The organism is Arenibacter nanhaiticus (assembly GCF_900141935.1).
In the GTDB taxonomy this organism is placed as follows: Bacteria; Bacteroidota; Bacteroidia; order Flavobacteriales; family Flavobacteriaceae; genus Arenibacter; species Arenibacter nanhaiticus.
On the sequence record NZ_FQYX01000012.1, the window covers coordinates 78,063 to 99,617 of the forward strand.

The following is a 21,555-nucleotide window of genomic DNA, read 5'->3' on the forward strand; positions in this document are numbered from 1 at the left end:
GAAACTTCCCTTGAAAAGAAGGTGTTACCTGGTATAATACTTTAGTTCGAAACGGGTGTTCAGATAATTGTTTAAAGCGTCCATAGCATCCATTTCTGTCTGGATGGCATCTTTAATAATTTGGGTAAAACCAAAATAATCTATTGCCCCTTCTTGGTATGCTAGGAGCCCACCTAGCCGATTTTCTTTTGCTAATGGTAGGGCTTCTTGATCATAAAATTGCCAAGACCTCAACCATTTTTGATAGTTATATAAGGCTTGTTGATAATCTGACTTAATTTTTCTTTCTGTAAAAAGGCCATTTTCTTTGGCCTGTTCGGCCGTAATCCTAGCTTCCTTAATTTTTCCCCTTTGCAATCCTGATAATAGTGGCATCGAAATTCCCGCTTGATAACTGAAATATTTTTTCATTTTACCTTCTTCTTGCCAACCTGCTTCCAGGTTAACCTTGGGCAACATACTGGCTTTTGATACTTTATAATTACCAACTGCTTCGGCGACACGTTTTTTCGATAGTATAATTTGAGGGTGATTCTCCAAAGAAGCAGTACCGTTGATAACCATTGTATCTGCCACCACCAAAACCTTAGGAACATCATAAAAGGTATCACTAACCAACCACAAATTAAGTCGTTCCAAGGCTATTTGGTAGTTTCTATAGGCCTCTTGCTTTTTATTTTTTATTTGTAAGGCTTGGTTTTTAGCCGATGAATACTCCAATTTGGAAATTGCCTTCACCTCAAATTTTAGGCGTACCGACTTTTCGAATTTGTTATAAATCGAATCCAATTCTCGGTACAGGCAATACTTCCGATTGGCCTGAAAGGCTGCTGACCATGATTTTTTCACCTCCTTAATCAGCTTTAATTCTGATAGATCATAGGCGGTCTCGGCCAACTGTATACGTGTTTTTTGTAAACGTTTATTGGGAGCAAGCCCAAACAAATCGATCCCAGATTGGCCTAAACCCACTATTGTATATATTCCCTCATTGCCCCTAATTTCCTCTCCTCCTGTAAACAATTTGGTGGTTCCTAAGTCCGTAACCGTATTTTTTAAAGCCTGCTGTTTTTCTGTTTCCAATTGAGTTGCCTTCAACAAGGGATAATTAGCGACAGCTAGTGCTACTGCTGTTTCCAGGGAGATTTCTGAAAAGGGCTTTGTAGCAGGACTTTGGACCTCTGATGTGATGCTGGGAACTGTTTGTTGTGCCATTGAAGTGATCGGTAGCAACATTAATACCGCTACTACTGCCGGTACCGTTTTTTTAGACGATGCCCCTTTTGCTGCTCTGATCTCTACCCATTGGTATAAGATGGGAAGAATGAATAGAGTTAGCAAGGTAGCAGTTAAAAGTCCTCCTATGACCACAGTCGCCAAGGGCCGTTGTACTTCTGCCCCTGCCGATGAGGACAGCGCCATAGGCAGGAATCCTAATACATCGGTCATTGCCGTGAGCATAATAGGCCTGATCCTTCGTTTTGTCCCTTCAAAGATCCGTTCTTTTAATGAGGTACTTGTTTCTTTCTTTAGTTCGTTTAAACCACTTACCATGACCAACCCATTTAGAACCGCCACCCCAAATAGCACAATAAAACCTACTCCTGCCGAAATGCTAAAGGGCATATCTCGAATCCACAAGGCAAACACCCCTCCAATTGTCGCCATAGGAATGGCCACGTAAATCATTAAGGTTTGGGAAAACGACTTCAGGGCCAAATAAATCAGGACAAAAATAAGCAGCAAGGCAATGGGAACCACCATTAGCAGCTTATCACTGGCACGTTCCATATTTTCGAATGCCCCGCCATAACGGATAAAATATCCTGGTGGCAAGTCTAATTCACGATCTAAAATAGCTTGGATATCGGTCACTACAGATTTTACATCCCTATTCCTGATATTAATCCCCACATAGGTTCTACGGTTGGTATTATCCCTACTAATTTGCATGGGTCCCGGTTCGTAGCTTACTGTTGCTATTTCATTTAAAGGAATTTGTGAACCGTTGGAAAGGTTTATATAAAGGTTTTGTATATCGGTTATATTACTTCGATTTTCTTCATTTAGCCGGAGTACTAGGTCGAAACGTTTCTCTCCTTCAAAGATAACTCCGGCTTTAACTCCTGCAAAGGCAGCCTGGACCAGACCATTTACTGCGGTAATATGAAGGCCGTATTGCGCAAGTTTACCACGATCGTAATTGATGGTTATTTGAGGCAGGCCATCGATTGCTTCTACTTTCATATCGGCTACTCCTGGTACCGTTGCAATTAGCTTTCCTATTTCTTGGGCTTTTACTGCCAATATTTCCAAGTCCTCGCCAAATAGTTTTATGGCCACATCTTCCCGTACTCCGGTCAACAACTCGTTAAACCGCATTTCCATGGGCTGGGTAAATTCAAAATTCACGCCAGGAAGAATGCTCACCGCATTTTTAATCAACCTTACCATCTCATCCTTGGAGGTGGCACTTGACCATTCCTTAATAGGTTTCATGATCACAAACACATCGGCTATATCCATAGGCATCGGATCGGTAGGGACATCGGCTACGCCAACACGGCTGACCACTGTTTCTATTTCAGGAAATTGTGCCTTCAGAATTTGCTCAATTTTTGTGGTCGTTGCTACAGTTTCGGTCAGGGAACTCCCAGGTTTTAAAAGGGCATGAAACGCGATATCGCCTTCATCGAGTTGCGGAATAAATTCGCCTCCCATCCGTGTAAACATAAATACTGCTAAGGCAAAAAGAACCAGTGAGCTTCCTATAATCAGTTTCCCCTTTGTTAGGGCCTTGGCCAATACAGGTTCGTATTTCTGTTGCACCCATTGCACAAATTTATCTCCATAAGACTCCTTTGTGCGCTTAGGAGCCCTTAAAAACAGGGCAGACACCATAGGGACATAGGTTAAACAGAGGATCATTGCCCCAATCATGGCAAAAATAAAGGTCAATGCCATAGGTCTAAACATTTTTCCTTCCACACCTTCTAAGGCCAAAATCGGCAAGAAAACAATAAGAATAATCAGCTGTCCAAAAAAGGCTGCATTCATCATTTTTTTTGAGGCCCTCCCTGCGATTTCATTTTGGGTATCCTTGGTTATTGTTTTCTTTTTTACCACATAACTATACATAAGAAAAACTGTACCTTCCACGATAATCACCGCCCCATCGACAATAATACCAAAATCTATAGCCCCTAGACTCATCAGGTTTACCCATACATCAAATACATTCATGAATACAAAGGCAAACAACAAAGACAGCGGTATAGTTGAGGCTACTATAAGTCCACCCCGCCAATTTCCCAGCAATAGAACCAACACAAAAATAACGATGAGTCCACCTTCCAGCAAGTTACCGGTAACCGTCCCCGTAGTCTCGGCAATCAGGGTACTACGATCTAGAAAAGGTGTAATAGTAACGCCTTGCGGCATAGATTTTTGAATCTGCTTTATTCTATTTTTCACCTTGGCCACCACTTGGTTAGAATTTGCTCCTTTCAGCATCAAAATCATCCCGCCCACGGCTTCTCCCTTACCGTCCTTGGTCAAGGCCCCATAACGTACGGAACTGCCCAAGGATACTTCCCCAACATCTCTAATTTTTATGGGAATACCGTTCTGGGTCTTTACCACGATATTTTCAATATCGTCAATACTTTGCGCTAGGCCTTCTCCACGGATAAAATTGGCCTGGTGATTCCTTTCAATATAAGCACCACCCGTATTTTCGTTATTATTTTCCAAGGCGGTAAAGATCTCTGTAATAGTGACTCCTATCGCATTAAGTTCATTTGGATCTACGGCTACCTCATATACCTTTTGGGTGCCACCAAAAGCATTTACTTCTACGACCCCTGGCACCATGGCCATTTGGCGGCGTATAATCCAATCTTGCATGGTCCTTAATTCGGTGAGAGTGTATAGATGCTTATAATCCTCTGATACTTCAAGGGTATATTGATAAATCTCGCCTAGTCCGGTCGATATTGGTCCCATTTCTGGTTTTCCGAAGCCTGAAGGAATTTGTTCTTGCACTTCCTTTAGTTTTTCTGCTACCAACTGCCGCGGCAGGTAGGTGCCCATATCGTCCTCAAAAACAATGGTTACCACAGAAAGTCCAAATCTGGAAATAGATCTTATTTCATGAACCTCAGGCAAATTACTCATGGCCACCTCCACGGGGTAGGTGACAAACTGTTCTATATCTTCTGTTCCCAAATTGGGAGATTGGGTAATTACCTGGACCTGATTATTGGTAATATCGGGTACGGCATCTATAGGTACTTGGGTCATACTCCAAATCCCGCCCCCTATTAGGGCAAGGGTGAGCAGACCGATAATAAATTTGTTATCGATTGAATAATCGATGATTCTATTGATCATATTAAGTCGTTAATTCAGTTAATAATAGTGCTACAGTTTTTTTAAAAAATATAGCTGAGCCCAAGAAAATCTTCACAGACTCCTTCTACACAGGACATAAGAATCCTAAAACTGAATTAAACTTTTGGTGGCTGTAGGATAGAGTGTATCACTTCTTCACCAAGACTATCGAAATGAATATAAATTTTAGAAGGTATGACAGCAGATATGGGTTCAAAGGAAGTAATCCCAAAATCAATGGAATTTACATGACAACAATGACAATGACAAAATGGGGAGCAAACATCGGCTATCTCATTGTGTTCATGATTGTGGGTAGCATCCACAATATTTTCAACGACACTATCACTTGCAGCTTGAAATTCATCGGCACATGGCATGAAATTCAAGGCTAAAAAATAAAAAGATAGTATAATTGTTATCCATTTCACCCCACAAATATAAGAATACTAAAATGCAGCAGTGTTGCAAAGTCAGTATTTTACGAACAACAAATGTAAACCGTAGCAAAAATATGTTGGTACAGCTGTTTGCTACGGTATATAATTATTTTAGTCCATTTAAAAAGTCCTGGAATTCCTGAGTACTATAATCGGCCATTCCTTTATGGGTCAATGCCAATTTACCTTTGGCATCGATTACAAAAGTAGTGGGTATACTTGGAGTGTTATACATTTTAGGAAGGTATCCATCAACTTGGTACACCTCAAAATCATATCCCTTATTCTCCTTAAACTTTTTTGCTTTTTCAAAATTATTGTCCAAGGAAAGCATAATAAACTGTACATCTTCCTTATCCATTTTGTTGTACAAATCATTAATGGAGGGCATTTCTGCAATACAAGGAGGACACCATGTAGCCCATAAATTCATAAAAATAACCTTTCCCTTTAGGTCTTTCAAATGCAGCTTTTCTCCTTTAGAATTGATAAGGCTAAGGTTATAATCTGCTGGTGTATAATTCGTTTCCTCGGCAGTAATCTCCAGCTTAGGGTTCATAAGACCGGTCATTAATATGCCTTGCTGAAAAAAGCCTATTACTTGTGCGTGCAATCCAGTGGTATAAAGTACAAGAACTAAGGCTAATAGTGCCGAATATTTTATAATCGATTTTTTATCTTTTGTATTCATCGTTTATTTTTTTGTTGGGTTGCCGTTTCTTTTTTAGCTTCCCTAGTTTTATTAATTTATTGTTTATCCCGGGGTTTCTATAAAATATCGCCTATCACATTACAATAGGCGATACTCTTCATATTTAGACCTATATGGAAATAATTGTGCAATTCCTTTTCCTGGACTTCATAAAGGGGTTTATATTGACCAAAAGGCATAGATTGCCTTTTGGACCGTTAAACCCTATATCATCTAAATCCTTATATATTATTTCGGTCTACAACAACACTCCTATTTGTAGGTTCTCTATTGCTACAACCCTTATAAACTTAAGGTCAAATAGCCTTTTTTCTGTAACTGTAAATAGTACAGGAAGGCATCAGGGACCACCTTAAATTCTTTAGGCAAATCCTTCTCTTTTACCTCAAATAAATCCAAAGCCATCTTACAAACTACTAAAGAGATATTGGCTTGTTTTGCATTTTTAAGATAAGGCTTCATAAGCCTTTTATCTGTCAAGGCAACCACCTCTTTTCCGTAGATAATGGTTTCAAAAGCACCAAACAATGCTCCGTCTTCCTTTTGCAATTCCTCGGCTGCATGGGTAATTGGTTTTAATTGTTGAATTTTTGAGGTCATAACCGCATAGTTTACCTTTTCTTCTTCTTGGGCCTTCATGGTATTGCTAAATATTAGCGTTAGGAATACTATGGATATTTTAAAAAATATTGATTTCATCTGATGTAATTTTTTTTTGTTATTCATCCTATTACAATTGACCTAAAAAGCCACACCTTTTGGACAATTGTTGTTAAGGAAATTCTATGGTTAAATACTGTTTCGTTTTTAAAGGTCCAGACTTAGATAGCCCTTTTTTAATAATTGAAATTGGTGTAGGATACCGTTATCTACCACCACCACTTCCTTGGGTACAAATTTGGGATCGACCTTAAATTTATTTAAGGAGAACCCACAGGCTATTATAGTAATAGGCTTCCCCTTTATTTTTTTTAAAATAGGGTTCATCATAGCAACATCTGTCAGCTGATGAATGTTCTTTCCACAAAAGACGATTTGTATTTCCCCGAAATTTTTGGTCTCGGAAGCAATAAGATCATCCGTTGTTTCAATGACTGCAGCCAAGAAACCGGCATTTTTAACCTTGGAGGTATAATTCGTTGGCTGAACTGTATTTTGCGCCATTCCCAGCAGAGGTAAAAACAGCAAACCACATGCTACCAGCATTAAAGATTTTATTTTCATGAGGATAAATTTTTCTTAGGTATATCGTTTAAGATAAAAAATAGGAGTCCACCTAAAATGGCTATATTTTTAAATAATGGCCCTAGGGTTGTCACCTGCCCCATTTGAATGGTTACGGTAATAGGAATTAAGACCGCTACGAGCACAATGGCAGACCATCGGGTCTTATAACCAACGCAAAAACTGATTCCTGCAATAAGCATTACAATCCCTGAAGCAACCACCAATATGGTAGGATTTCCCATGAAAAGGGCCAAATACCCTAATTTGGCCGACTCTAAACGAGTTACCGTTTTTTCGACATTAAACAAATGGCTTATACTCGCTATTATAAAGATACTGCTAACCAATACTCTTAATAGCTGTATGGAACGAAAGCTCACCATAACTTTTGAAGTCATACTAACTATATTATATAATTTACACTTAAAATATTTTCATCTCATCATGGGAAACCTATTTGGGACTACCCATAACTATACTGCAAAAAAGCAGTTTTCGAATGTGTAATTATATCTTAGGGGGAGGATACAGTTTATCTGGATGGGTGTTGAGTTTTAGCCCTGAAGCATAGCAGTATCCCTTAAAATTATCTAGAAGATTAAAGGAAGGAATCTCTGCGAAGCTAAAACAAATCTGATGAGTGCAAAACAACTCTAGGGTATACTGATCTATTGTTGTGACCTTTTCAAGCGTTGGTAACTCCTGACTTTCCTTATAAGCCCTTTTTTCGCAAAATGGTTTGGATATAGTTACCTCTGAACTCCCACTGATATAGGTAAATAAACCTGCATCAATAATAAAAAGCCTCGTTAAAAACACAAGGATAATGAAGGGTGCTATGAGAGTTTTTATATTCATTTAATCTTCAAATATAAATCTATAATAAGAATCACCTTGTAACAATTGTTACAAAGTTATCTTAATAATTCCTTGGCTAAGGAACCATCACTTTAATCATTTGATAAACAACGAATGCTTAAGTTCTATTAAACTTTAAAAATCCACATATAAGGATTGTATCCCACTTAAAATAATGCTCTAGAGATGATAAAATCCAATGGCGGGCTTTAAAGCCAAGTTCTTTTTTTTATCCTTTAACCCCCGTAACAAACTCGTTACCAATCTTAAGCGATCATCCTAAATTCTTTGGTCAAAAAAATATTTAAAACTTCTTGCCAACCTTATTGTTGGCCCATATATTTGCGCTTCTATTTTTAATAAATCTAAATAAGGATAAAATGAAGCAAATTGCATTGCTATTCACCCTGTTCATTTCTACGCACCTATTTTCGCAATCAGCGTTAAAAGGTGTTATCACAGATGCCAACAACGCCCCCATCGCCGGAGCATTCATATCTATCCAAGAGCTACAAAGGGGGGTTATGACCAATTTTGACGGAGCTTATACTTTACAAAACATTCCCTCGGGAACTTATACCGTTTCCTTTAGGATGTTGGGCTACCAACCACAAAACAAGACGATTACTTTTAGCGATAAAGCTGTAACTACATACAATACTGTTTTAATAGAAGATTATAGCAGTTTAGACGAAGTGGTAGTTTCTGCCAGTAGAAATTCCGAATATCTCTCTGAAATCCCTGCCTCTATCACTGTGGTCAATGAGGTACAACTTCAGGAGTTTTCCAAGGCGACCTCTAATATCAACGAAATTCTGGAATTCACGGTTCCTGGTCTTGCTGTATCAACGGGGACTTATTCTAATTGGGGACAAACTTTAAGAGGGCGTTCGTTATTGGTTATGGTAGACGGTATCCCACAATCTACGCCCATCAGAAACGGCCAATTAGGCATCAAATCTATAAACCCCAATGATATTAGTCGTGTAGAGGTCATTAAAGGAGCTACTTCAATCTTTGGTAATGGCGGTAACGGTGGTTTTATAAACTATATCACCAAAAAACCAACGTCCAACAAAAAAATAGAAGGCAGTACGAACATTTGGGGAACTTCGAACCTCGCTAGTACAGAGGATGCTCTAGGATGGGGAGTTTATCAGTCCCTCAAAGGAAAATTGAACAAGTTTAATTACTACATCAGTGGTAGTGTAGAACAAACTGGCAATAAATACGATGCCAAAGGAAATGTAATGTTGCCGACATACGGACTAGACAACTCTAACATATACAGCTCTTTAGGAAAATTAAGTTATAGTATTAGTGATAATCAAAAAATAAGCTTAAATGCCAACCTTTATAAATCTGTGCACGACACCCCCTTTATCCCTGTATATGCCGATGTGGAGGTTTTTAATGAACAAGGCGACCACAATATAGTACCGGCCTATGGTGTCAAGGGTTCCGTTCCGGGTGAAAAAGCTACAGGAGCTACCTTGATCAATGGACAGCTGCAATATAATTTAAACAATATTTTTTCTGGAACCACCGATTTTGAAACGGACATCTACTACCAAAATACCGAAAACATTTTTTTCTATTCCGATAAATTTGAGAACGGCGGGCAGTCTGTAATCAATGCCGAAAAATGGGGTATTAGACCTAATTTCAGCACTAGTATCAACCAATTTGGCGACATAGACATGTCTTTCACCTACGGACTGGATGTATTAAAAGACAAAACCAATCAAGGATTGTTAGATGGCAGACTTTGGGTACCAAATGTTAATCTTATCAGTTGGGCTCCCTACCTTCAATCGACCGTAAAATTCAATAAGGAATGGGTATTGAAAGCCGGTTTAAGGTACGATGATATGAATATGGAAATTGCCGACTACCAAACCCTTCCGTACTCGGCCAAGGGAGACGGAAATTATAATACTTCTGTAGCCGTAAAAGGAGGAGACCTTAAATTTAGCAATGTAGCGTACAATCTAGGACTTCGCTATATAGCGCATCAAGAGTTTATACCATACGTTAGTTTTTCCCAAGGGTTTTCTATTGCCGATTTGGGTGCTGTTTTAAAGTCGGCCGTGGCAGAAAATGTCAATGACATACAATTGGAACCAGCTGTAACCGAAAATTATGAATTTGGTTTTATTTCTAAATTCAATTCTTTGCGCTTAGAAGCCGTGGGATATTACAGTACCTCTAATTTGGGAACTGGTGTTACTTTTAATGAGGACCTAAACGCCTTCCTACCCTCTATACAGCCACAAAAGATATTTGGCGGAGAAGTTGCCATAGATTATACCACTTGGAACAACAAATTACAATTGGGTACCTCCTACTCTTATGTCGAGGGGATGAAGGAAAGTTTGGACAACAAAAATGAATTGACTTATTTAGGGGGTGACGTTATTTCGGCGCCAAAATTAACCGCCTACGTCAATTGGAACGCTACCGAAAAACTAAGTACCTCTGTTAGAATGACCCATTTGGGTGACCGCAAAAGATTTGATCCGTTTTTGGACAACAATCAAAATTGGGCTTACCGCCATACAGAATTCCCTGTTAACGGTTATACCTTGGTAAATTTGAGCGCCTCCTACAAGGTACAATCCAATATGACCGCCTCTTTGGCCGTCAATAATTTATTCAACGAATATTACTTACCGGCAAGAGCACAATGGGCGGCCCCCCTAAAATCTTTTTCAGGAACCGGGGAAGGTGCTAACTTAAAACTAAGTTTACTTTACAACTTTTAACCCTTACTCCCAAGGTATGCCCACGAGGGCATACCTTGTATTGTTTAAGAACTCCCCTATTTTATGAAAAAAAGCTTGCGATATATCAAGAAGGTTCATTTGTGGTTAGGCTTAAGTTGTGGACTTTTGGCTTCTATTTCCGGACTAACAGGAGCGCTGTATGTTTGGCAGCCAGAAATAGTTAGTACTTTAAACCCACATTTATTACAGGTTCCCTTATTTGAAAACATCTCGGAAACCAGCTTGCATAGTACGACTGCCTTTTTAATAGAAAAACATAGGGACAGTATCGTTAGGGTAAACCTACCTTATAGGGAACAACAAAGTATTTCGATACTTTTCAACAACGGTGACACACATTATTACCACCCACAAAACGCCACCTATTTAGGAGAAAAGTCTACCTCTATTCTATTTTTTGAAGATGTAATAAAGATCCATCGTACCTTGGGCATTCCCGATATCGGAAAATATATCGTTGGCGGGAGTACCCTTGTTTTTTTCGTCCTCCTCTTGCTTTCTGGTTTTTTCATGTGGTATAAGGCTTATGGCAACAACCTAAAACAAGGGTTTAAAATTAAATGGAAACCCAAGAAAAAACTATTTAACTATAACCTACACAAGGTATTAGGAATATGTTTCTTTATCCCGCTTTTGCTTATGGCTTTCTCGGGCAGTTATTTTACCTATCACAGTTATTATAAAAAAACCTTGGAAGTTTTCAACACTGAAAAATCGCTTCCCCAGGATAAACCAACCAAAACAGTGGCGGTATCTACAAGTTACCGGCAATATATCGATCGTCCTGATCCGGACTATGCACTAAGGGCTATTTATTTTCCCAAGAACAGTACGTCCCCCTATCATTTCAGATACATCAAAAATAGGGCTATTGGTATGGGACTCAGAAAAACAAAAGAGTTAAAGGTCGATAGCGCCGGCCATATCCAAAGTCTAACTGCTTATGACAGCGATATGGCAAACCAGAAAATAGCAGCGCAATTTTATCCTTTTCACATAGGGGAGATTGCAGGTTACTTTGGAAGGTCTATAGTGTTCTTAGCCGGATTTGTTCCCGCTATCCTATACGTTAGTGGTATTAAAATATATTGTTCCAAAAATAAGAAATAACTATTTAGGCATAAAAAATGCCGGTAATAGTTTTTAATCCATTACCGGCATTCTCTTTTATGAATATAGCTACGAATTAGTTATTCGAGTGTTCTTTTAATAACTCTTCTGCGCTATAAAATCCTTCTTTATCTTTAATCTGTGCCCGTATTTCCTTCACTTTTTCCGGAGCGATTGCCGAAGCTTTGTTGCCAAAGGTATTTCTGACATAGGTTAATACCGATGCCATTTCCTCATCGTTCAACATGCCTCCAAATGGTGTCATGGGTACCTGTCCAGGATAATTTTTGCCTTTTACTTCTATAGGTCCCATCATCCCTTTTAGGGTTAATTTAATGAGTCGTTCCTGGCTACCCGTTACCCACTCCGAACCGTCCAAAGGAGGAAAGCCCGAAGATTCCAGTCCTTTCCCATTGGGTTGATGACAGGTAATACAAAATCCTTCCCTCGCGTAAATAGCGGCTCCCTTTACATACAAGTCCTTATCTTTTCCTTTTAAATCGGTTTGCACCTTAACAGCATCTGGATCTTCCCCTAAATTATGTCCATTTAAATGAGCAATCGCCGCTTCGTACGGTTTTTGCATCCAATCGTCTAAAGGCATTTTTCCGGCGGCCTCTACAATAGGCAGTCCTATCTCTTTTGGCAACCATGAACTGGCAACCAGGGCCTCTAACCGAACCCGTGGATGCTCATCAGTTGCTGCTTCCATCAGTAATTGAGGCTGATCGGCAATCTGATGTCCGGCATATCTCAACACCTTAACAGCGGCAGCACGTGCTCTAAAATCATCTGCTTTTAAGACTTGGTTCAAAAGAGCGTCGTCTATTTTGTTAAGCCCCCAACTTACCCAAAGGCCCTCTAATAATTGATGTTCGTATCTAGGGTCGTTTTTATCCAAGTTTTTTACCCATTCCTTTAATTGAGCTAATACCTCATCCTGATTTCGAGCACGTAATTCTCTTTTGGTACGGTATCTTGTCCGGTATTCTGGCAGCTTTAAATTATCCAACAATTCACCAATACTGGCATCTACAATTTTAGCTGGTTCTACTAATGGTCTAGATGGGTAGGTAATTCGATACACCCTACCGTGTACATGATCGCGTAAGGGATCACGGGCATTGTGTTGCATATGACCGATTAAAACATTGTGCCAATCTAAAAAATATAAAGACCCATCTGGGGCAAACTCCATATCAACAGGTCGGAAATTAGTATCCGTAGATCTCATTAAATCTAACCTATGGGTACTAATATAGCCTGCAGACTCAGGATCATCTACCATAGTATGCTGTTTTGTACCTAAAAAACCAATAGTATTATTGATGATAATATCCCCTTGAACTTCTTCAGGAAAATGCCTACTGGAAATAAATTCCAATCCTGAGGTTGGTCTCACTCTGTGTTCTGCCTGAATCAGGTTTCTTGGCAATGGAGACGCCTTCCCATATCGTGGTTTAATCGTACCTGGCATCATCCATGTCATATCTGGCCCAGAGGTATGTGCAAAGAAATTCTGTCCCCAATCATCAAAGGCGATTCCCCAAGGATTAGGAATAGATAACTGAGCAGTGCGTTCCAAATGGTGCCGCTGTGGACTATATCGGTAAAATCCGCCATTGGTTCCCCTTACCGGTCCGTAGGCAGTCTCTACATTGGTATGTAAAAACACACCTTCGCCCATATAAATCGCTCCTGAGGGATCTGTAGTAAACGCACTGATGGCGTGATGCGTATCATGATCATCGAAGCCACTTAAAATAACCTCGGTAACATCGGCCTTATCGTCTCCATCGGTATCTTTTAACAACACTAGATCTGTCCCTTGGGAAACATATACTCCTTCTGGGGCAAATTCAAAACCGATTGTAAGATGCAAGCCATCGGCAAAAACGGTTTGTTTATCGGCCTTTCCATCATTATCGGTATCTTCCAAAATCAATAGCTTGTCATTTGGCTTGCTATCCCCAGCTTTATAATGTGGATAACTTGGCATGACCCCTACCCATAACCGTCCTTTGTTGTCAAAGGATAGCTGGACCGGGTTAGCCAGATCGGTAAATTCCTTTTCAGAGGCAAAAAGTTCAATTTTATAGCCTTCGGCCACTTCTATTGTTTCTTCGGCTTCTTTACCGTATAGGTATTCTGGTCCTCCATTAGTCCCTTTATGCCTATAATTGGTTTCTATCACTGGAAGCTCTCTAGTGTTGGCATCTGCAGCGGCCAAATCTTTCGTTCCCCCTTTAACAGCCTCCCATATGGCAGTATCCCTTATTGCCGTCATTTGTCGTATTTTCTCAATCTCGGCCGGATAGTTATCCGGGCCAAAAGGATCATAACGCCTTCCATAGGCATGTACCCCATTAGGGATTTTATAATCATTGTGCCAAAACCAATTTTTCTCTTTTACCGCATCAAGAACCAAAGAGCGATTTTCTTCAGCCTTGACTTTTCTATTTCCAAATATCTGATCTGCCAAAAGTTTCGAAAATTTCTGATAACCAAAATCGTTGAGTTGAAACCCGTCGGCCGTCAAATCTTGCTTTTCGTTGTCATACCATTCTTGAGTAGGCTCAAAGGCATCTACAAATAATACATTATTTGCAGCTGCAACTTCCTTCATAGCCGCTGTATAAAGCGCTAAATTTTTATTTTCATTTACACCATTGGGCAAATCCATTTTTGCAGAAAGGTCTTCAAAGGCTATGGGCGATACCAGGGCCAATTGTGGGGCAGCCGTACCGTTGTATTTTTGGTTAAGGGTATGCTGTATAAATGCCTGAAGTTCTGCCTTATAATTTTCTAATCCGGCCGGACCTTCAAAGGATTCATTATAACCAAAAAAGGCTATGATGATATCGGCCTTAAGCTTGGTCAACCATCCATCCGGAGAGTCAAAATGCCCCGTGTTTCCAGATTTCTGGGCAAGTTCTGTCTGAAACACCTCTGCCCCCGGAAAAGCCCAAGGCGAATTACGGGAGGGGTGCGGCCTAAACCCTGGTGTGTTTCCGCCGTCGGCCATATTCCTGATAAAAAGGAGGCTATCGGGATAACGCAATTGCATTTCAGTCTCAAAATGGCCAAAATGGATCATCCTAGACCCTAAATTATTACCTAAAATCACAATATGGGAATTCTTGCCTATATGCAAAGTTGGTCCTTGTTTACTACAGCTGCTTACAGCTAGTAGCACCCCAAGGAAGAGCAGGCTGTTTTTTATCCTGGAAATAGTTATTTTTATTCTCATAGTTTTATTTGGCTCACAGTTATTTATTGAATTTAACATGGACCTCATCTGCAACAGACAGTTCGCAGGCCTCTATTATTTTTTGACAGTTGATAGCATCTTCCAAACTTGATAAGGGTTGTCCTCCTTCTCGGATCACCTTGTTTATAAAATGGGTGGTGGTATTTTTAATAGACTCTGGATAGGCATAATAAGTTTGGGAGTGTGCCCCATTTCTGTCGTTGATTACCCAGTCTCGATAACTATACCGGGTACTTCCTTTGGTACCTATTACTTTGATGATACAGCTCCACGGATCCCCAGCATGGTCGTCATTGGCAAAGCTTGCACTAAGGTGACTTAATGCGCCATTTTCCATTTTTATATTGACCATGGCTACATTTTCTTGAGGAGCGATCGTGGCATTTACCGTGTGTTTTATGCAAGATATAGTCTTTGGAAGACCGGCTAGAAACAACATGGTATAACTATGATGCGTCAATATTTGACGGATTACGCCGGGGTAGCGGGCCCTGATATCATCGGAATGGTGAATGTTGTACATCATATAAAACTGGGTTATATCGCCCAGTTTACCGCTATCTATCATAGATTTGGCACGTTCTATGCCGCTTTCATAGATATAATTATGTACAGGCATGCAGTGTACGGAGGCCTCTTTGACGGCCCTTTGCATTTTTTCCAGTTCCCCAATACTCGATGCCGCGGGTTTTTCGACCAAAATATGTTTCCCCGCCTTTGCGGCCCTGAGGGTATATTCGCAATGGGTTTCCATATTGGTCAGGATAAACACGGCATCTATAGTGGGGTCATTTAACAAATCGTCTTCGGTATTATAGGTCTTGCAACCGTATTTCAGAGCTTTCACCTTCCCTTTCTCTGCCGTTCTATTCCACAGTCCCACTAGGGTGGCCCCTTCTAAACTGTTGATGGCTTCGGCATGTAGATCCGCAATGTCCCCAGCACCAAGAAATCCAATCCCTATTGTTTTCATACACTTTTTAATGAATAATTTAAACTTCCATTTTTAGCCATCTCCAAAAATTCTTCTAGGGATTTCTTCACTCCATCGGCAATGCTAGTCAAAGGTAAATCCTTAAAGGTAGCCGTAATTTTATCATGACTTAAATCTGACACGAATAAATTTGGAACGGCTCCTTCTGCTATGGAGAGTTGTGCAAATTCACCTATCCCCATTTCGGCGGCCTGTTGTTTTACGATGGCTAAAAATTCGGTTATCGCTATGGTTTCTCCCTTAATATTGAAGGCTCCAAAACCCTTGTAGGGCTGCAAGGCACACGCTGCAAAATGCGCCCCTACATCTTCCACAAAGTGGTAATTTTCACGTCCCTGATACGGCATTTCAAAAGGTATTGGTGTTCCGGTTATTGCAGCGGCAGCTATGGCTTTTAAAGCGTTGGTAGGTGCCGACGTTTTACCCTGGTCCCTACCTTTTCCGTAAGTGGTGTTTATTCTTAAACAAACGGTAGGCACTTTAGTATTGTCATAAAACAATCGGGCCAAATGCTCGCCTGCCAATTTCCAAATTCCGTAATGATTGGGTGGTGCCAAGGGAGCGTCTTCTGTAATTCCGGGTTCCGGATACATGGCTCTCATACCATAAACAGCTGCGGAACTAGCAAATACAAACCGTTCTAGATTGGGTAATTTTTCTGCAGCATCAAATAATGCCATAGTACCCCCCGTATTAATTTCCATACCATGGACATGGTATTTAGAACAATCAGGACTTTGATATGCACCTAGGTGAATGATATGCGTAGGGTTTACCGATAAAACAACTTCTTCGATTGCCTTATAATCTGCTACATCCAACGCTATGAATTCTAATCTAGGATCTAAATCCTCTCCCAACCATACCTTAAGGGGGGCTGTATTATTAGACCTTGAAGCGACAACAATTTTCCCTACTTCTTTGGATTGTAATAATTTATAAATGGTAACTGACCCAATACAACCTGTACCGCCAGTTATAAATATTGTATGCATGTTTGTTTATTTAAAATGGGTGCCCCATGGTTCAATTCATTTTTATGACCGCCTTGACGTTGTTGGCCAAAATAGAATCTTCAAAGGCTTGGCGAATGTCCTTAAAGTCATATATATTGGTATAGTGTTCTGCCGGAAACACCCTGGTTACCATAAGTTTTTGAGCCACCATATAATCTTCCCTACACGATCCCATAGAGCCTCTCATATTTAAAGAAGTTCGGGTAAGATGGGTAGCATTGATGGCAACATCCTGTCCATAGGTCGCTATGACACAAATATCGCCTTCTGGTCTTATTACAGATATGGCCTCGGACAGTACCTGGGGCACTCCGGAGCATTCTATCAGTAAGTCTACCTTTCCAAGCACTCCAAAAGGAATACCATTGGCATCGGTAATCCCAGCTGACAATTGCGTTGATAAGCTATTCTCTGGGGATACTTCTATAGTGATAAAGCCGCGTTCTTTGGCTGCTTTTAGGCGAATTTCCTTGTCGCTGGCCAAACCAGTAATCGCTACCCTTGCACCTGCCGCCTTTGCTAATTCTGCCGCCATGAGCCCTATAATCCCACATCCGGTGACAATTACATCTTGTCCGGGTTTGATATGACATTTGTTATGTAAGGCGTTAACCACCACCGACAAGGGTTCTACTAATGCCCCTTGTGCCGGTGTCAACCCCTTCATTAAAGGAACGACCCTGTCTGACTCTAAAACCACTTGTTGGCCAAAACCACCGTTTCTATGAAAACCGATAATTTCTTTGTTCGGACATAAATTCCACTTAGACACGCTACATGCCGGGCACGCTTCTTCTCTACATCCCAGCATGGCCAAAGGGGTAAATACATCTCCCACTTTTAAATCTCCATGCTCGCCAGGTCCCAATTCCAAAATCTCTGCACTAAATTCGTGTCCAATCACTCTAGGGCGCGCTACCCAGTCAAAATTGGCCTTCCCCAAGGAAGCGCTATTATCAGAACCACAAATACCGGTATACAATGTCTTTGCCAATATTTCCCCTTGCTTCAAGGCAGGGATTTCTAGGTCTACGACTTTGGTATTGCTCATGATCGGAATTCCCGAACTAGGACTTATTTTCTGCTTGCCATGTAGGCAAAACCCTTTTAATGGTATACTCATTTAATGTTCAGCATTTATTAATCGACTGGCATCCCAGTTTACTCCTGTGTCTTTCCAGCTTCTTGTGGCGGCGGACTCCAATACGGCCTCACATACCTTTTGGGTTTCCTGTGCCTCTCTAAAGGTAGGGGAACAGATGGTTTGTTCTTCTATACTTTTTAAAAAGTCGGCTACTTGATGAACAAAAGTGTGCTCGTAACCGATAGATAAACCAGGTACCCACCATTTATCCATATAGGGATGATCGCCATCGGTGACATGAATAGTTCTCCAGCCTCTAATCATAGGGTCGTCCCTATGGTCAAAATATTCCAGGCGATTCAGGTCGTGCAGATCCCATCGAATGGAGGCGTGTTCCCCATTAATTTCAAAGGTATTAAGGGCCTTATGGCCACGGGCATAACGTGTAGATTCGAAAACTCCCAAGGAACCATTCTCAAAATGGCAGTGAAAAATACAAGCGTCATCTATCCCTACCTTGGTTAGCTCTCCGGTTCCCGAGTGCAGTCGTTCTTTGACAAAAGTTTCAGTGACTGCCGACACATCTTTTATTCCTCCATTCAACCACATGGCCGTATCGATACAATGTGCGAGAAGATCTCCGGTAACCCCGGATCCTGCTGCATCGTTATCTAAACGCCATAAGCCTTCTCCTCCTTGTGGTAGTTCTGGGCTAATGGTCCAGTCTTGCAAGAAATTGGCACGATAATGGAATATTTTCCCCAATTTCCCGGCATCTATCAATTTTTTGGCCAAGGTAACTGCCGGTATCCTGCGGTAATTGTACCAGACCGTATTCCTAACACCTGCTTTCTCCACGGCATCTACCATGGGCTGGGCCTCGGCCACGGTTCTGGCCAAAGGTTTTTCACAAAGCACCATTTTTCCTGCCGCTGCTGCAGCAATGGCAATCTCCGCATGCATATTATTGGGCGTACATATATCTATGGCATCAATATCTTCACGGGCAATCAATGCTCTCCAATCTGTTTCCACGGATTCGTACCCCCATTGCTCGGCAAATGCCTGTACTCTTTCTTGGTTACGGGCACATACTGCCTTTAATACAGGGCGGTACTTTAATTCAGGAAAAAAATCCCCTACCCTTTTATAAGCGTTGCTATGGGTTCTTCCCATAAATCCGTACCCGATCAATCCTATTCGTAAAGTTTTTTTTGCTGACATATTTTAAATGTTCTTTTTAAATGATCGTCTTTATTTTTTTCTACTTTTCCTTAAAGCTATTAGCATTATTCTGCCTCATACCAACCATGTTTTTGACGGACATTTATCATAGCTTTTAGAATATCGTTCCATGTTTTTGGCTGCATCATAACCTCATTGGGAAACATACAACCGTCCCAACATATATGTTTAAACTTTTTGGTCAATTCCCCCTGATCATCCCTTAACCAAAATCCGGCATCCTCGGTAATATTGAGCTTGCCATTAGGGTCCGAAGCCAAACAGTGTCTCCCTGTTTTATCGTGCGAACCGGCGCCAAACACCGTACCGTCGTTTTGAGCGACATGGAAATCGATTGTCCATGGGCGTAATGCTGCCGTTAGGGTTTTTAAGCCTTCGGTTAAAGTGGCCCTATCTTCCCACTGAAAGTCTTTAGGCAATATTCTTTCGTCTGGCTTGTTGTATCCCAACAGATATAATAAGGTATGGGCCATATCTGCTTGAAATCCTATATTGGGTCTGTTTACTGCCTCAAGGGTATCAACCATTGCTTTCCACCCATGCATGCCACCCCAACAAATCTCGCCTTCGGCTGCCAAGGATTCCCCATAGTCGGCGGCAATATCGCAGGCTTCTCTGAAAGTCTGGGCTATTAGTTTGGTATTCCCTACCGGATCTTTAGCCCAACTGGCCGGGTCCGCCGAAGAATCGATTCTGATAACACCATGAGGCCTCACCCCCAATTCGCGTAGTTTATACCCTATTTTACTCGATTTTTTTATTTGTTCCAAAAACTTATCTCGTTCTGCTTTTGATCCCATCGCAGAACCGCCGCCAACCGGAGCCCAAACAGGAGCGACAAGACTCCCTATTTCCAGATTTTTGGCCCTGGCTTTGTCAGCTATTATTTTTATGCCATCATCGGATGCATTGATATCTAAATGCGGTTCGAATAAAAAAAGATCAAATCCATCAAACTTCACACCCTCTACGGCTGCATTAGCAGTAAGATCTATCATAGTATCTATAGAAATTGTAGGCTCCGAATCTGGTCCTTTCCCCACTACGCCCGGCCAAGAAGCGTTATGGAGTTTAGGGAAATTATTTTCTTGCATAACTATACTTTTTATTCATTTTATCTTTTTTGGTCACGGAGCATAGATTTTTACTTAGGTACTCTTTCAACATTAAAATGACGGCGCCTTCAAAAGCTGTTTTTGCAGGCTCTGGTCACCACCTTCTCTTTAGAATCAATAAAAATCTACAGTATCAATCCTTTAAATAAGCCTATGAATAATTACGTTATTCATAAAAATCACAGCCCTATATTTTAACAGATGTAATGACACCTTACAAATCTAGAACAGATTTAAACTTGATATTTCCTTTTTTTTACTAAAAAGTGACACTTTTTTATCCTAAATTAGCTCGAACCAGAAAAAAATCAGAAAAATTATGCGCACGGCCAACATAGAAAAAACGCTCACCCCTAAAGAGACTTTTATCTACAAGGACATCACCGGACCATACTTTAACCCCAAATGGCACTTTCATCCAGAGTTTCAAATTTCCTTTATTGTAAAAGGATATGGAACTCGATTTATAGGTGACCATGTTCAGAATTTCAACGAAGGAGACTTAGTCTTAACCGGACCCAATCTTCCTCATTTATGGCGGAGTGATGAAGCTTTTTTTGAAAAAGACAGTGAATTAACCACCAGGGGCTTGGTGATTTATTTTGACCACGAACTACTCAACGAATCCCTTTTAAGCAAGGAAGAATTCTATAAAATCAACAAATTGGTAGAAAACTCTTATAGAGGTATGGAGTTTTATGGGGAGACCCAAAAAAAAGTCAATAAATCACTCCTTAAAATAGCCAATGAAACTGGCTTTAAACGCATCATCAAACTCTTTAAAATCATAAATCTTTTAGCCAATAGCGAGGAGTACCATTTGCTTTCGAGTCCAGGATACACCAACTTGTTTAAAGGAGACGATGCCGAAAAAATGCATCTGGTATACGAATATGTGATGACTCATTTTAAATCTCAAATCTCCTTGGAGGAGATTTCTGAATTATTAAATATGACCACTACCTCCTTTTGTCGCTACTTTAAGCCAAGGGCAAATAAAACATTTACCCGATTTGTAAATGATATTCGAATTGGCCATGCCCGTAAACTTCTTCTAGAAGACAACTTCAATGTTTCTCAAATTTGCTACGAATGTGGATTTAATACTCTCTCCAATTTTAACCGTCAATTCAAGGCCATTACCAATATGAGTCCGATAGAATACCGTAAACTATTTTTAGATATTAAAACTAGTATCTCCTAATAAGCTGCTAAAAAGTAAGTGGAAAGAACTGTTCAAAAGATTATCAAAAGGTAGTTGTCCCCTACCTATAAGCCTCCCTATTTAGTTTTTGTGCTTTTAAG

The 21,555-nt window shown here is 40.5% G+C and carries 16 protein-coding genes; 3 read left to right on the plus strand and 13 right to left on the minus strand.

From position 1 onward, the window contains the following. Positions 1–24: 24 nt before the first annotated feature. From BUA16_RS09265 to BUA16_RS18840, 7 genes are all read right to left on the minus strand, one after another. A complete protein-coding gene (locus tag BUA16_RS09265; RefSeq protein WP_072764467.1) occupies positions 25–4,392 on the minus strand; it encodes a CusA/CzcA family heavy metal efflux RND transporter in 4,368 nt (1,455 codons plus the stop codon). A gap of 116 nt (positions 4,393–4,508) precedes the next feature. Further along, entirely contained in the window at positions 4,509–4,823 is a 315-nt protein-coding gene (locus BUA16_RS09270; RefSeq protein WP_072764468.1) for a DUF6660 family protein, read from the minus strand. 115 nt (positions 4,824–4,938) lie between these two features. Then, the gene (locus BUA16_RS09275) at positions 4,939–5,523 is read right to left on the minus strand and encodes a TlpA family protein disulfide reductase (protein WP_072764469.1); all 585 of its coding nucleotides are present in this window, start codon (positions 5,521–5,523) and stop codon (positions 4,939–4,941) included. A gap of 303 nt (positions 5,524–5,826) precedes the next feature. Next, positions 5,827–6,243, minus strand: coding sequence for a DsrE/DsrF/DrsH-like family protein (locus BUA16_RS09280; RefSeq protein ID WP_072764492.1), 417 nt, complete (start codon positions 6,241–6,243; stop codon positions 5,827–5,829). Between the two features lie 108 nt (positions 6,244–6,351). Next, entirely contained in the window at positions 6,352–6,768 is a 417-nt protein-coding gene (locus BUA16_RS09285) for a hypothetical protein (protein WP_072764470.1), read from the minus strand. Beyond that, entirely contained in the window at positions 6,765–7,169 is a 405-nt protein-coding gene (locus tag BUA16_RS09290; RefSeq protein ID WP_072764471.1) for a DoxX family protein, read from the minus strand. The genes BUA16_RS09285 and BUA16_RS09290 overlap by 4 nt, the downstream gene beginning before the upstream one ends. A gap of 109 nt (positions 7,170–7,278) precedes the next feature. Further along, positions 7,279–7,629, minus strand: a complete 351-nt coding sequence (locus BUA16_RS18840; protein ID WP_072764472.1) for a hypothetical protein — start codon at positions 7,627–7,629, stop codon at positions 7,279–7,281. 380 nt (positions 7,630–8,009) lie between these two features. On the opposite strand from BUA16_RS18840, the gene BUA16_RS09300 reads away from it, so the two are divergent. Both BUA16_RS09300 and BUA16_RS09305 read left to right on the plus strand, forming a co-directional pair. Beyond that, entirely contained in the window at positions 8,010–10,394 is a 2,385-nt protein-coding gene (locus tag BUA16_RS09300; protein WP_072764493.1) for a TonB-dependent receptor, read from the plus strand. A 63-nt stretch (positions 10,395–10,457) separates the two neighbouring features. Further along, positions 10,458–11,525 (plus strand): PepSY-associated TM helix domain-containing protein, encoded by a 1,068-nt coding sequence (locus tag BUA16_RS09305; protein WP_072764473.1) that lies wholly within the window; start codon positions 10,458–10,460, stop codon positions 11,523–11,525. A 76-nt stretch (positions 11,526–11,601) separates the two neighbouring features. Here BUA16_RS09305 and BUA16_RS09310 read toward each other — a convergent pair whose 3' ends face one another. The 6 genes from BUA16_RS09310 to BUA16_RS09335 all read right to left on the minus strand — a co-directional run bounded on the left by BUA16_RS09310 (position 11,602) and on the right by BUA16_RS09335 (position 20,229). After that, positions 11,602–14,775, minus strand: coding sequence for a PVC-type heme-binding CxxCH protein (locus tag BUA16_RS09310; protein ID WP_072764494.1), 3,174 nt, complete (start codon positions 14,773–14,775; stop codon positions 11,602–11,604). 19 nt (positions 14,776–14,794) lie between these two features. Continuing rightward, the gene (locus tag BUA16_RS09315; protein ID WP_072764474.1) at positions 14,795–15,769 is read right to left on the minus strand and encodes a Gfo/Idh/MocA family protein; all 975 of its coding nucleotides are present in this window, start codon (positions 15,767–15,769) and stop codon (positions 14,795–14,797) included. Next, a complete protein-coding gene (locus tag BUA16_RS09320; protein WP_072764475.1) occupies positions 15,766–16,785 on the minus strand; it encodes an NAD-dependent epimerase/dehydratase family protein in 1,020 nt (339 codons plus the stop codon). Before BUA16_RS09320 ends, BUA16_RS09315 begins: the two co-directional genes overlap by 4 nt. A 31-nt stretch (positions 16,786–16,816) precedes the next feature. Then, positions 16,817–17,929, minus strand: coding sequence for a zinc-dependent alcohol dehydrogenase (locus BUA16_RS09325; protein WP_072764476.1), 1,113 nt, complete (start codon positions 17,927–17,929; stop codon positions 16,817–16,819). Next, positions 17,930–19,114, minus strand: a complete 1,185-nt coding sequence (locus BUA16_RS09330) for a Gfo/Idh/MocA family protein (RefSeq protein ID WP_072764477.1) — start codon at positions 19,112–19,114, stop codon at positions 17,930–17,932. It abuts the gene before it with no gap. A 65-nt stretch (positions 19,115–19,179) separates the two neighbouring features. Beyond that, entirely contained in the window at positions 19,180–20,229 is a 1,050-nt protein-coding gene (locus tag BUA16_RS09335; RefSeq protein ID WP_072764478.1) for a sugar phosphate isomerase/epimerase family protein, read from the minus strand. 340 nt (positions 20,230–20,569) lie between these two features. Here BUA16_RS09335 and BUA16_RS09340 point away from each other — a divergent pair, with 340 nt between their 5' ends. Then, positions 20,570–21,454, plus strand: coding sequence for an AraC family transcriptional regulator (locus BUA16_RS09340; RefSeq protein WP_072764479.1), 885 nt, complete (start codon positions 20,570–20,572; stop codon positions 21,452–21,454). Positions 21,455–21,555: the final 101 nt, after the last annotated feature.